Raw genomic sequence first — 13,077 nt, forward strand, 5'->3', positions numbered from 1 at the left:
CCGCCGTCCGCGCGGAGGTGGACCGGGCGGTCGAAGCCGCCAACTCCCGGCTCAACCGCAGCGAGCAGGTCAAGCGGTACGAACTGCTCGCCGAGCCGCCTGACCGGCCGCGACTCCCTCCGACACCCCCTCGGCGCAGACGGCCTCCCCGCCCACTGCGTCCGCGAGGGGCGCACCACACGCCCCCCGGCACGAAGACCCGGCTGTTGACGCAGCCGGGTCTTCGTGTGTCCGAGAGGTGTCCCGTACGATTGGGAGCGCTCCCAAATTTGGTGCTCTTCGGTAGCCCCCGGGTCCGGAAACGTGTCAAGGGAATCTATCGACAGGGCTTTCTTCGACATATTCGACTGTGAGAAGTTGACGGAGAACGGGAGGCGGACATGGTGTCAGCACGCGTACGGGGCGGCGGGCGGCCGACGCTCGAAGAGGTCGCCGTCAGAGCGGGCGTGGGCCGCGGCACGGTCTCCCGCGTCATCAACGGCTCGCCGCGCGTCAGCGACCAGACCCGCGAGGTGGTCGAAGCCGCCATCGCCGAACTGGGATACGTACCCAATCGCGCGGCTCGTGCCCTGGCCGGAAACCGCACCGACGCCATCGCGCTCGTGGTACCCGAGCCGGAGGCCCGCTTCTTCGCCGAGCCGTACTTCTCCGACATAGTCCGGGGAGTGGGCGCCGCGCTCGCCGACACCGACATGCAGTTGCTCCTCACCCTCGCCGGCAGCGACCGCGAGCGCCGCAGACTCGCCCAATACCTCACCGCGCACCGCGTGGACGGCGTCCTGCTCGTCTCCGTGCACGCCGACGACCCGCTGCCCGAACTCCTGGAGCAGCTCGGCATGCCGTGCGTCATCAGCGGCCAGCGCGGCGCCGACGAACCGCTCACCTCGGTCGACTCGGACAACTTCCAGGGCGGCCGCACGGCCGTCGCACACCTCATCGCGCAGGGCCGCCGCACCATCGGCACCATCACCGGCCGCCTGGAGGTCTACGGCGCCCAGCGCCGCCTGGACGGCTACCGCCAGGCGCTCGCCGAAGCGGGCCTCGCCCCGGACGAACGCCTCATCGCGCTCGCCGACTTCACCGAGGAGGGCGGCGCCCGGGCGATGCGGGAGCTGCTCGCCCGCCACCCCGACGTGGACGCCGTCTTCGCCGCCTCCGACGTGATGGCCGCCGGCGCCCGCCACGTCCTGCGCGAGGCCGGCCGCCGCATCCCGGACGACGTGGCCCTCGTCGGCTTCGACGACTCGGTGGTGGCCCGTCACATGGAGCCCGGTCTCACCAGCGTCCGCCAGCCGATAGAGGAGATGGGGCGCGCGATGACCGAGGTCCTCCTCCAGCAGATCACCGACCCCACCGACGAGCGCCGGCACCTGGTGCTCCCGACCGAACTGGTCGTCCGCGCCTCTTCGTGAGGGGACGAACGCCCCGGCACGACGAGAGCGCTCCGGCACGACGAGAGCGTTCCGGTACGCGGGAGCGTTCCGGCACGACGAGAGCGCGCTTCCGAGGACGGGCGGGTGCCTGCGGGCTTCCACGGGCGCCCCGAGCGCTTCTGGGCCTCCGGTGTGGGGGAGCGACTCGGCCCGCGCCTCCCGCGGTGCCGTACGCCCCATCCGGTGCGCGCAGCCACCGCCGGGCGCCCCGGGGGGAGTCGAACCGCACCACGGCAGCGGTATCGCGTCCGGGCACGGCCTGCTTGCCGACCTCCGTACGCCGGGGCAGCCCGGTCGAAGGCGCGTTCGTCCGGTCGCGTCCGATGCGGGTGGATCGGTAAGCGTAGGGGAAAATTTCACGTGGTCACCACATCGACTCCACATCGCGGGCTACAGTGCGCCAGGTACGGCGAGTGTGTGACGCACCACACCTAGTCACACGATGAGCCGCCGGGTGCGTTCCGAAGCGGCAGTGCATCTGGGGGGCCACATGCGCACCATGGTCAAAGGCGCGAACATCGGACTGTCCGTGCTGAGCGAGGACATCGGGTCGGTCGTCGTGAGCCTGGGCTGGAGCAGCGCCACCGGGGAAGGTGACGCGGACGTCTCGGTACTGCTGCTCGACGAGAACGGCAAGGTGCGGGACGACACCGATTTCTGCTTCTACAACACCCCTGTGGCGGGTGACGGAAGTGTGCAGCTCCTGGGGAAGACGCCCTCCGCCGGCGGCGACGAGGACCGGATCAGCTTTGACCTCGACGCGGTTCCGGCGGCGGTCGACCGTCTGGTGATCGCGGCCAGCCGTTACGGCGGCGCCAGGTTCGGCGAACTCGACGGCCTGCGGCTCACCCTCGCGGACAGTGCGGGCGAAGGGCTGCTCTCCTTCGCCGTCGAGGAGGCCGGGGAGGTGAGTGCCCTCGTCTTCGGTGAGCTCTACCGGCGGGCCGGCGAGTGGAAGTTCCGCGCGGTCGGGCAGGGGTATGCCTCCGGACTGGCGGGCCTGGCCACGGACTTCGGCGTCGACATCGACGACGACGCGGCGACCGAGGCCGAGGAGGCCGAGGCCGACAGGGCGGCAGCGTCGGAGGGGAGCGCTCCGTTGGTCACCGAGGCGCCCGGACCGGATGCGGCGGTTGCGGAGAGCCCTGCCGGTGCCCCCGGGACCACCGTGCCGTCCCCCCGGAGCGAGCCCGCCCCGGCATCGTCGCCCGAGGCGGCGGTCCCGGCGTCCCGCCGTCCGCGCACCGCCCGGAAGAAGGTCACGATCCCCCGGGCGGCGAAGAAGTCCCTGGCGGAGACCGACGCCTGGCAGTCGGCCCGGCTCTTCCCGGTACCGGCGCTCAGGAGCGACCGGGAGCGTGAGACCCGGGCCACCTCCGTCGTGTTGGCGGTGATGGCCCAGGTCCCGGAGTTCGGCAGACGGCTCACCGCCGGTTTCGGCGCGCCCGCGGGCCGCATGGAGACGTTCACCGAGGTGTCTCTGCCGCACGGAGACACCCCCAAGCGGCCCGACGGGGTGATCCGGGTCGAGCGCGCGGGCAAGCTCTGGACCGCGCTCGTGGAGACCAAGACGAACGGCAATCCCCTCAAGGACGAGCAGGTGCAGGCGTACATGGACATCGCCGCCCGCCGGGGGTACGAGGCCGTCATCACGCTCTCCAACGACGTCGCGCTGGAGGGCAGTCCGCTGGTCTCCGTACGGGTGGACGGAAGGCGCAAGCACAAGGTCGCCCTGTGGCACCTGTCCTGGGCCGACGTCGCGCACCAGGCGCAGATGCTGATCCGGCACGAAGGGGTGGGCAACGCCGCGCACGCCTGGATTCTCGCGGAACTGCTCCAGTATCTCCAGCACGAGAACTCCGGTTGCCACGGCTTCCAGAACATGGGCGCCGCCTGGGTGCCGGTCCGTAAGGGGATCGACGACGAGACCCTCTGCGCGGGGGACCCCCGAGCGGTACAGGTCATCGAGAGCTGGGAACGCCTGGTGCGGCAGGTCTGCCTGCGGCTCGGCGGCGAACTCGGGCAGAAGGTACTGCCCCTCCAGCGCACACGGCGCGGCACGGACCCGACCGGCCGGCGTACCGAGCAGGCCGAACACCTTTGCGCGCAGGGCCGGTTGGAGGCCGGACTCCGCATCGAGGGTGTGCCGGGCGCGCTGACGCTGACGGCGGACCTGCGGACGGGGAAGCTGCGGACCTCCGTCGAGGTACCTTCGACGGAGCAGGGGTACCCGCTGAGCCGGGTCAAGCGCCTGCTCCGCCAACTGGCTTCCGCGCCGGCCGACTTGCACATCGAGACGCTTCTCGACGGGGAGGCGTCGGGGCCGCGCGGCACGCTGGAACGTCTGCGCCCCGAGCCCGCCGATCTGCTCCCCAAGGACGGGTCGCGAATCACCGGGTTCCGGCTCTCGCTCCTCAAGGGCATGGGCAGCGGTCGCGGCAGCGCCGAGTCCGGGTTCATCCGGAGCGTGGACGACGCGGTGCATCGCTTCCACACCACGGTCATCGCGCACCTCGATGCCAAGGGCGCGCCGCGGGGCCGCGCCGGAGAAGCGCCCGCGGCCGGCTGAGGCTCGTCCGTCGGCTCAGGGACGGCTGCGCAACGGGTGGTCCGCGGGGACCTCGACGACCGCGATGCGCAGCCCGTCCGGGTCGGCGATCCACATCTCGATCAGCCCCCACGGCTCCTGGACGGGCGGTCGCAGGACCGGCACACCGCGCGCGAGGAGTTCCTCGTGGGCGGCGGCGACATCGGCGACCTGGAGCCAGAGCCGCAGGCCGGGGGAGGGCGGGGAGTCGCCCCGGCCGGAGACTTCGAGGAACCCGCCGCCCAGGAAGTAGACCGTGCCGCGTTCGGGGCCGGTACCGAACTCGCGGTGGACCGCGAGGCCGAGAGCCTGGCCGTAGAAGGCGCGGGTGCGCTCGGGGTCGGTGGGACGCAACAGCGTCCTGCTGCTCAGTACGTGCACCATACGCACCGAGGCTACGCCGCCCCGACGGCCCGGGGGCCCCGCCGCCCCGGTCAACCGCCGCTGCAGATCGGCAGGTTCTGCGCCACGCGGAGCTCCTCCAGTTCCTCCAGCCGGTCGTCGAGTTCGCCCGGGGAGACGAGATGGCGCAGCACGGCCAGATGGAAGGCGTCCCGGGCGGCCCGGGGCATCGCGTCGGAGGCGTCCCAGCAGCGGATTCCGTCGGTGCCCCGGAGGATGCTCGCGATCCTCCGTTCCGTTTCGTCCTGCCCGTCGGCGGAGGGTGCGGCCCTGTTCGCCGCGTACTCCGGCAGTGCGGTGGAGGGGTCGGCCAGGAAGCGGATCAGCTGCTCGGCCTCCGGCGTCGGGTCCAGTACGGCCGCGAGGTCGCCGGACACCTCCCAGGCGCCCGCGTTCCGCCCGGGCGCGGCGAGGACGTCGGAGAAGTGGGCGAAGTCGCTGCCGGCCGCCTGCCGCCAGGTCTCGGCGCGGAAGGAGCCCTGGTGCTCCAGGCGGTCCGGCGGGCAGGTGTCGGCGAAGTCCGTGACGAGGGCCTTCTCGACCCGCTCGCCGCTGCCCGCGCCCACCATGTCCGTCCAGGTCGTCCAGGCTTTCCGGACGGCGTTGTCGGTCCACGGCAGCTTGCCGTCGGCCCACTCCTCGTACACCTGCGGCCCCGCCTGCTGGAGCAGGATGTCCTCCACCCAGTCGGTGCCGGGCCAGCCGGAGGTCGCGCCGGACTCCATGCCGAGGCACCACCGGCCGCGCGCCGCTCCGGGCGAGGGCGCCTGTCCCGCGTACCACACCATGCTCTTCAGACCCGTCTTCACCGGCAGCCAGTACGTGTGGGGGTCCTCGCCCCCCACGGAGATCTCGGGAGCCCAGAAACGGTCGTACTGACCAGGGTCGAACAGGCCGTCCAGCGGATGCAGCCGGCCTTCCGCCGCGTAGGTGAGGAGTTCCCCGGGTCCGGGCACCACCGCCACGTCGGGCGGGTCGCCGGCCGCTATGTCGGCGGCGAGCACCTGGCTGAGCGCCGAGCTGCCCTGGTAGATCACATCGATCCGGTACTTCTTCTCGAACGGCTCGATGACGTGCTCCTCGAACTGCGCGCGCTCCTCGCCGCTCCAGTTGGCCAGCAGGGTGACGGAGCCCTGCGGACCGCGGGCCCATCGCACCCCGGCGTACACGCCTGAGGCGACCAGGACCAGGCAGACGCAGAGGATGCCGAGCGTGCGGGGCCGGGGGCGCCTCACCGCTGCACCCGGAACCGGTACTCGGCGATCCGCGGCCACAGCCCCCACACCGTCAACGCCACCACCACGACTCCTCCCAGCAGAACCCACTCGGACAACGACGCCCAGAACCAGGCGTGCCGGAGCGCTCCGTGCACGTCGTCGGCGGTGTCGGGCACCTCGGCCGCGGGAAGCGGACGCACGATCTCGGACAGGGCCCCGGCCATCGCACCGTGTACGGCGACCGTGTGCCAGGCCAGCGTCGGCACACCGGTGAAGCACAGCGCGGTGGCCCCCAGCAGACGCAGGTCGAACGGGCGGCGGAAGCGGTGTCGCAGGAACCGCTGGGTCTCCAGCAGTGCCGCGCAGAGCAGCGTCCACAGCACCGCGACCATGCCCCAACCGAGCCACAGCGGCCAGGGGAAGGACGCCTGTCGCCGGGCCTCGGCCACCTGCCCCGCGCGCAGGTCGGCGAGACGGCTCATGATGTCGCCGTCGGTTCCCGGGCCCAGGACCCGCTCGGCGTACTGGAGGTACGCGGCGCGCAGTGGGGACCCGGCCGGCTCTCGCCCCCGGCGGTCCAGCCAGATCGAGTAGACGGCGATCAGCCCGGTGACCGTCTGGAGGTCGTGACGGCCCTCCAGGCCCATCACGTTCTCGGACGCGGCGACCGCGAGGCTCTGCTGGGCGACCGAGATCTGGGTGTAGAACTCGCCGCTCGTGTCGCCCTCTGCGCCGCTGTCCCGGACGATGTCGTGCGCGTCGTACAGGGCGTTGCGGGCGGTGTCGACGGCCAGGACCGCGGGCGTGGTCGCGTCGGACAGCGGAACCGCGTCGCCGTGCACGCCCCGGTAGGCGAGGAAGAGCACCAGGGTGGTGGCGGTCCCGAGGGCCACCAGCCCTCTGAGTCGGCGGGCCAGGTCCCAGCCCGTGGTGCTCACGGCCGCCCCTCGAAGCGGTGACCGCACGACGGGCAGAACTTGGCAGTGGCCGGGGACTTGTCGGAGCACCGCGGACAGCGCACGGTGGCCCCGCCGGCCGTCGGGGCGCCCGCCGCGCTCCCGGACTCGGGGCCGTAGGTGCTGTGGCTGGCGGCGGTGATCAGATGCTCGAAGTCGGCAGCGGTCACGCCGGGGCGCAGCACGACCTGGCCGGTCTCGGCGTCGTCGATGTGCACCAGCCGCGCCAGCCGGTCGAGGACCTCGCGGGCGCCCATGGCGTGTGCCAGCTGGACGCTCCGGCCGAGGTGGTGCGCGGCCAGGTCGAGCCTGCCGCCGCGGTGGGCGTCGGTGGCGGCGGCCAAGGCCTCGCCGAGCCGCTGATGCTGTTCGAAGTGTTCGACCTGGGCGTCGGTGTGCTGGGACAGGGCAGGGTTCCGCGTCCAGTGCACCAGGCAGGGCTGCGGCGGAGGGAGCCGCGCCTCGCCGCCGGGGACGTCGACGGCGATGACCGCGAGCTGGAGGTCCTCCTCGCGCGGGCGGCCCGCCGGGTCCGCCGACAGGCACAACTGGTAGCGGCGGGTCTCGTCGCCCCAGGCCCGGGTGACGAACCGGCCGGTGCCGTCCGCCTCAGCGGTCAGCTCGGCCTTGGCGGGAAAGACCTGCTTGAGGTAGCGCACCGAGCAACCGGGCATCGTGGTCACGGAGATCGTCAGCTCGGGCACCGACTTGGTGAGGAGACCGTCCACCAGCCTCTCGTACGCGGCGGGCAGGTCCCGTTCCTCGCGCACCGAGTCGGCGCGGCCGTGCAGCCGGGTGGTGATACGCACCAGTTCCCGGCCGTCCCAGTGGTCGCCGATGCCCCAGGCGTCGCAGACGAACCGGCCCGCACAGGTATCCAGCACCTGGTCGAGCGGCATCTGCTCGTCGTGCTGGTTCTTGCCGTCGGTCAGCAGCAGGACGTGTCCGATGGGCGCGTCCGCTTCCGCCAGCAGCCGACGGCTCAGATCCAGCCAGGAGCCGATGCAGGTGCCACCGCCCGCGACCAGGTCGTGCACGGCACGCGCCGCGCGCGCCCGGGTGCCGGGCGAGGCCAGGGCCGTCCCAGGGGTGGCCGGGTAGGCCATGGTCGCCTGGTGGTCACCCCTCACCACCGCGAACGGGGTGCCGTCGGGCAGCTTGCGGATCGCCGCGAGCGCCGCCTGCTGGGCCGCGTGCAGCTTCTCCACCGGCCAGCTCATCGAGCTGGAACAGTCGACGGCGAGGACCTGCGCGAGCATGGGCGCGTCCGGTCGGCCGCCGCCCCCGGTACCGTCCACCCGGACGCTGAGGACGCAGTGCATCTGCGGGTCCGCGGCCCCGTCGGAGAGGTACTTCCACTGGCTCGTCTCCAGCCCCACCGCCACCCGCCCGGCCGGCCCGCCCGCCCGGGGCCTCTCCGTGTCCACGCTGTCCGTGCCCCCTCGCCGTCGTTCCTGCCGTTGTCGAGTTCCCGCGCTTCTGCGGTCCTGCCACCCTGTGGTCCTGCCGTGTTGCCGTGGTGCCGTGGTGCCGTGGTGCCGTGGTGCCGTGGTGCTCCACCGCGAGCCGGTGCTCGCCGGCGGTGTCCCGCACCACCGGATGCTCACGCCGTCCCCCGCCACCCCCGCAGCAGCGTGCGCGGGCCGGGCGGTACGGGGAGCACCTCGTACGCCAGGTCGAGAAGGTCGCCCCGGGCGTCGACGTTGTGTGCTTGGTCGGCCAGCCCCTTCAACGACCGGTGCAGGAGCCCGCGCAGGGCGTCCTCGGTGTCCTGCGGACCGAACAGCTCACCGGCGGGAAAGCCGCCGCCCCAGCCCTCCGGCGGGCGGTGCGCGAGGGCTTGCTCCCGCACTTCGGTCACCAGCCGGTCCCACGCCCCGCGGTCGTCCAGGTGCAGCCCGGCGAGCCGCCGGGCAGCCTCGCGCAGTTCGGCACCGGCCGGCCGGGAACCGCCCGGCAGCCGACCTGTCAGCACCCGGACCGCGGCGACACGGGCGGCGTCGTAGTGCCGGGACGTGGCCGGTACCTCGTCCAGGACGTCGACGGCCGCCCGGCGGCCATCCCTGCGCAGGCGCAGCCGGGCCACTCCGAAGGCGGCGCTGCCCTGCGTGGGATCGCGTCGCCTGACCGCCTCGTAGTACTGCTCCGCCAACTGCTCGAGGGCCGCCGCCTGGTGGGCCCGCGGCTGCTCGGGGCGCGGCGGACGGCTCCGCGCCGCTCCGGCGTCCGCGGGGCGGGGTGGGGCGGCGGGCTCGCGCAGCCGCTCGGCCAGGTACTCGGAGCAGTATCCGAGGGCCAGCTTCGGCGCGGCCTCACCGGGCAACGCGGCGTAGGCGGCGGCAAACTCCCCCTGCGCCTCGTCCACCGCCCCGCGCGTGAGATGCGCCAGCCCCCGGTGCCAGAAGATCCGCCAGTCGTGCGGACCGCTCCATGCCTCCGCCCGGGCCATCCACGCCCCGGCGCGCTCCGTGTCCCCGGCGTTCAGATAGGCGCGGCACAGCCACAGCGCGGTCTCCGCGGTGCGCAAGGCCGGATCGGTCTCCGTCTGCTCGGCGATGCGGTCGGGAGTGCCGGCGGCGAGCCCGCCGAGCAGCACCGCCGCCGGGTCCGAGGCATCGGGGCGGGGGACCGGCAGGGCACGGGCCGTCTCCCGTGGATCGGGAGCGCCGGCCGGCAGCACCGGCACCCGGCAGTCCGGGTGTTTCGGGCGTTCCGTCCACCGGTCCAGCGCGGGGGCCGTACCGAGGCCGTCGCCGAAGACGGCGGCCGTCGCCCCGAACCGGGTGGAGCGTTCCGGGTACGGCTCGTGCCCGCCCAGCGCCTGGTGCTCACGCAGCACCTCCCACAACTGGCGGGACATCTCCGCCGCCGAACGGAACCGGGCGGCCGGCTCGGGGTGGGTGGCCCGGCGGATCAGTTCCTCGAAGGAGCGCGCGGCCAGACCGGCGGGCCCGGTCGCCCGTTCGGCGAGCACCTTCAGAGTCCGGCCGACGGTGTACAGGTCGCTGTCGACGGCGAAGCCGCGTGCGTCGCGCTCCTTCTTCGACGGCGCGTAGCCGTTCGTGTGGACGAGCCCGGACGAGCGGTCGTCGGTCCGGCGGATGGCGCCCAGATCGATGACCTTGATCTCGCGGCCGTAGTGGATGACGTTCTCGGGCTTCATGTCGCAGTAGAGCAGGCCCTGGTCGTGCAGGTACTCCAGCGCACCGAGGATCTTGCATCCGTAGGTGATGACGTGACCGAAAGTGAAGCCCTCCTCGCCGAACAGCCGCTCCAGCTCGTCCTCGGGGGCGAACCGGATCCAGGCCAGGGACCGGCCGCCGACGTACTCCATGACGATGTAGCCGGTCGGTTCGGCATCGCCCGGTGCCTGGTGCCCGACGTGGGTGACGATGCGGACGATGTCCCGGTGATGGAGGGTGGTGAGCGAGCGGCGCTCCTCGACGGCCCCCCGGCGGGCCACGGCGTCCCCGGTGTTGATCAGCCCCTTGAGGACGACGTGCAGGCCGGGCACCCGGGTGTCCTCGGCCAGGTAGACCCAGCCGTGTCCGCCGACCGCGAGATAGCCGAGCACCTCGTAGTGGTCGCCGACCCGGTCGCCGGGGCGCAGTTTCGGCAGGAACGAGTACGCCGTACCGCAGTCCGGGCAGAACCCGTGGTCGGGTGCGGGTCCGCCGTCGTACGAGATCCCGATGGTGCCGGCGCAGTTGTCGACACCGCAGCGCCGGCCGCCGGTGGGAGGACGGGCTTCGGTGCGGGCCGCCTCGGACGCCGGGGGCGCGGGCAGATACGGGAGGACCAGCAGTCCGTCGCGGTCGAGCGCGCCGACGGGCGGAGGGACGGGACGGTGCGCGGGTGAGGGCGGCTCGGCGGGCTCGGCCGGGCGGGCCGGGGGCTCGGCGGGACGGGTCGGGCGCGTCGTGGGAGTGGCGGCGCGGCGGAAGCAGGTGTCGCAATAACCGGTGACCATGATCCGGCCGCCCCGGCAGTCGTCTCTGCCGCAGTCCGTGCCGCTCATTCCGGTCGCCCCCCGTCGCGGTACGAGGAAGCGTCCCCGTACCCGCTGCCGCGGTCCGTACCGCTCATTCCGGTCGCCCCCCGTCGCTGCCCGCGGTCCGTGCCGCTCCCCGCATCCCCGCCGGGCTCCGTGCCGCTCCCAGCATCCCCGCCGGGCTCCGTGCGGGCGTCGACATCCCCGCCGGGCTCCGTGCGGGCGTCGACCCGGCGGGTGAAGTCGTCCACCGCCGCCTCCGCCGCGCGTACGTCGCAGGGGGTCGCCCGGAGCAGGGCGTGGGCCCGCAGGTAGAGCTCGTCGACCGCCGGTTCCTCCGCGCCCCGGGTGGCGCGCTGATGCAGGACGTGGTAGCTGCGCAGCCGGCCGGCGAGTTCGTCGCGCCGGGCGGCCAGCTGGTCGAGGCGGCCGAGGTGCCTCGTCAGCCGGGCGGAGACCCGGTCGGCCAGCTGTTCGTACCGGGCCGGATCAGGTCCGCCGCCGGGGGCTCTCGTCCGGAGCAGGTCGAAGAGGGCGGCGTGCGCGGCCACCAGATCCGAGTCGAGGGGAGGAACACCCTCCGGTACCACGGTCGAGCGGCGCTCGAACACGGCTGCGGCGAGGGGACCGGTGATGTCCCGCAGCCGCTCGACGAGCCTGTCCCGGTGCTCCCGCGCCGGCCGGTCCAGCAGGAGCCGGCGCGCCTGGCGGTGGTGTTCGCCGTCCGTCCGGAAGACCAGCAGCAGGCGGCTGCCTCCTGCGCGCAGTACGTCCAGGAGTTCCAGCAGCGCCGGAGGGTCGAGCGCCTCGTCCACGCCGACGACGACCAGGGTGAGCGTGACCTTCGCCGTCCGGATGCGGTCGGCCGGGGATTCCCCGGTGTGCTGCCACAACCCCATGCGCTCGGCGATCCGCTCGGCGATCTCGGTGGAGGCCAGACCCCCGGCGTGCAACGCGAGGTCGTGGTCGCCGGCCGACGGGACGGTGCCGGGCGGTTCGAGTGAGGTGCGGCCGACGGAGACCGCGGTGCGTAATTCCCGGTCGGCGAGGGTGATGGCGCGGCGCAGCGTGGCGGCGCGCGCGTCGTCGTCGTGCCCGACCACACTGATCTTCAACGGGGTGCCGTCGTCCTGCAACCAGTCGGCGAGGCGCTGGGCGAACCGCTCGTCGAACAGTTCCCGGGCGGCGTCGTCGTCGGTGGAGCGCAGCCGGGCGTCGACCGCCGTGCGCCCCACCGTGAATGCCTCGACCCGGGGCAGATGACGGACGATGGTCTCGGCGGGCGTCATGTAGGAGTAGAGGTTGCCGTGCTGGTCCCGTTGGCCGCTGAGCACCATCCCGATGACCTCGCCGGTCAGGCTGTCGGCGACCCCCGCGCCACTGCACCCCGGGCTCGCCACCTCGCCCGGACTGGCCGGGCTCATCTGCACCTGCCCGTCGCGTCCGCAGCCGCCCACGACGGTGGCGCGGAACCAGATGCCGCCGTTGTGGTCGAGCGGGAAGCCGTACATCCGTACCTTGCGGTCGGGTGCGGACAGCCGGTGGAGCCGGACGGCGTCCCCCGGCGGCCGCGACTTCTCCAGCCGCAGCAGGGCGACGTCCCCACCGGGATCGCCGTCCGCGTCGAGTGCTTCCGGCACGTAGGCATCGTCGTCCACCCGGGCGAGGACCGCGGGTACACCGTGCCCCGGCGCCCCGACGAACTCCGCGGTGAGGACGGCCCCCACCCCGCCCACCACGTGGGCGCAGGTGAGCACGTGGTCGGCGCTCAGCAGAATGCCGGCCCCCGCGATCTCACCGTCCGCTCCTCGGAGCCGCACCGCCCAACTCGGCGTCTCCATCGACGAGACGGCCAGGACTCCCCCGTCCGCAGCCATGCCCGTGACTATACGGGCGCCCGGAGCTGTCGCATACTGATGCGTCACTGGTTCAACGGGCCGTCTGTGGGGGCGAATTGACGAACGAACCTGACTTCGTTGGGTTGGCCGAGGTGATCCGCCGGATCAGGAGCGAACTGGAGCTCGCCCGCGCCGACGCGGTGGGCCAGAACCTCGGTTTCACCGTGGAGGACGTGAATCTGACCTTCACCGTCCAGGTCCACCGGTCCGGCACCGGCAAGGGCGGTGTCCGGATCGGAGTGGTCACGGCCGAGCTCGGCGCGACGCTGGACCGCCAGACGACCCACCAAATAGAGGTGACCCTGAAACCGGAACTGGCTTCCGGCGAGCGGCTGAAAGTGCGCCGCCCCCAGGCTCCGCCCACCGGATCGGGACGAGCGTCGCCGCCGCAGGAGCCGTAGGTGGACGGGGGGTACGCACCACCGGCCGCAGGCGCCCCGTCACGGTGGGTGAGCGTGCCGGTGTCGGCGCCGCCGGCTCGGTGTCGGTCGGACCGCACACGGACGTCTTCCCCGACCCCGACCGGCTCGACATCACCCGCGACGCCCGCCGGCACGTCGCCTTCGGGTTCGGCGTGCACCAGTGCCTCGGCC

Annotated in this window: 9 protein-coding genes; 3 read left to right on the forward strand and 6 right to left on the reverse strand. The window is 73.2% G+C overall.

The annotated features are described in order from the left end of the window. The first annotated feature begins 380 nt into the window (after window positions 1-380). Window positions 381-1,412 carry a LacI family DNA-binding transcriptional regulator gene (locus tag ACWD3D_RS23115; RefSeq protein ID WP_451462722.1) on the forward strand — a complete coding sequence of 344 codons (1,032 nt, stop codon included), beginning with the start codon at window positions 381-383 and terminating at the stop codon, window positions 1,410-1,412. Window positions 1,413-1,923: 511 nt separating this feature from the next. Then, complete coding sequence (locus ACWD3D_RS23120; protein ID WP_451462723.1) at window positions 1,924-4,002, forward strand: TerD family protein; 2,079 nt, start codon at window positions 1,924-1,926, stop codon at window positions 4,000-4,002. A gap of 15 nt (window positions 4,003-4,017) precedes the next feature. Here ACWD3D_RS23120 and ACWD3D_RS23125 read toward each other — a convergent pair whose 3' ends face one another. From ACWD3D_RS23125 to ACWD3D_RS23150, 6 genes are all read right to left on the reverse strand, one after another. Further along, window positions 4,018-4,404, reverse strand: a complete 387-nt coding sequence (locus tag ACWD3D_RS23125; RefSeq protein ID WP_451462724.1) for a VOC family protein — start codon at window positions 4,402-4,404, stop codon at window positions 4,018-4,020. Window positions 4,405-4,454: 50 nt separating this feature from the next. After that, window positions 4,455-5,657, reverse strand: coding sequence for an ABC transporter substrate-binding protein (locus tag ACWD3D_RS23130; protein WP_451462725.1), 1,203 nt, complete (start codon window positions 5,655-5,657; stop codon window positions 4,455-4,457). Beyond that, window positions 5,654-6,577: a hypothetical protein gene (locus ACWD3D_RS23135; protein WP_451462726.1), complete on the reverse strand. Its 924-nt coding sequence runs from the start codon at window positions 6,575-6,577 to the stop codon at window positions 5,654-5,656. Before ACWD3D_RS23135 ends, ACWD3D_RS23130 begins: the two co-directional genes overlap by 4 nt. After that, entirely contained in the window at window positions 6,574-8,022 is a 1,449-nt protein-coding gene (locus ACWD3D_RS23140; RefSeq protein ID WP_451462727.1) for a VWA domain-containing protein, read from the reverse strand. The genes ACWD3D_RS23135 and ACWD3D_RS23140 overlap by 4 nt, the downstream gene beginning before the upstream one ends. A 176-nt stretch (window positions 8,023-8,198) precedes the next feature. Beyond that, window positions 8,199-10,613, reverse strand: a complete 2,415-nt coding sequence (locus ACWD3D_RS23145) for a tetratricopeptide repeat protein (RefSeq protein WP_451462728.1) — start codon at window positions 10,611-10,613, stop codon at window positions 8,199-8,201. Further along, a complete protein-coding gene (locus ACWD3D_RS23150) occupies window positions 10,610-12,463 on the reverse strand; it encodes a S1 family peptidase (RefSeq protein ID WP_451462729.1) in 1,854 nt (617 codons plus the stop codon). Before ACWD3D_RS23150 ends, ACWD3D_RS23145 begins: the two co-directional genes overlap by 4 nt. 77 nt (window positions 12,464-12,540) lie before the next feature. On the opposite strand from ACWD3D_RS23150, the gene ACWD3D_RS23155 reads away from it, so the two are divergent. Then, entirely contained in the window at window positions 12,541-12,885 is a 345-nt protein-coding gene (locus tag ACWD3D_RS23155) for a trypco2 family protein (protein ID WP_451462730.1), read from the forward strand. Window positions 12,886-13,077 lie beyond the last annotated feature (192 nt).

The sequence above is a fragment of the Streptomyces sp. NPDC002690 genome, from assembly GCF_053592415.1.

Excerpts from the sequence above, each read along its gene's own strand:
- ACWD3D_RS23115 (WP_451462722.1), top strand. The coding sequence starts at position 381 with ATGGTGTCAGCACGCGTACGGGGCGGCGGGCGGCCGACGCTCGAAGAG.
- ACWD3D_RS23120 (WP_451462723.1), top strand. The coding sequence starts at position 1,924 with ATGCGCACCATGGTCAAAGGCGCGAACATCGGACTGTCCGTGCTGAGC.
- ACWD3D_RS23125 (WP_451462724.1), bottom strand. The coding sequence starts at position 4,404 with ATGGTGCACGTACTGAGCAGCAGGACGCTGTTGCGTCCCACCGACCCC.
- ACWD3D_RS23145 (WP_451462728.1), bottom strand. The coding sequence starts at position 10,613 with ATGAGCGGCACGGACTGCGGCAGAGACGACTGCCGGGGCGGCCGGATC.
- ACWD3D_RS23150 (WP_451462729.1), bottom strand. The coding sequence starts at position 12,463 with ATGGCTGCGGACGGGGGAGTCCTGGCCGTCTCGTCGATGGAGACGCCG.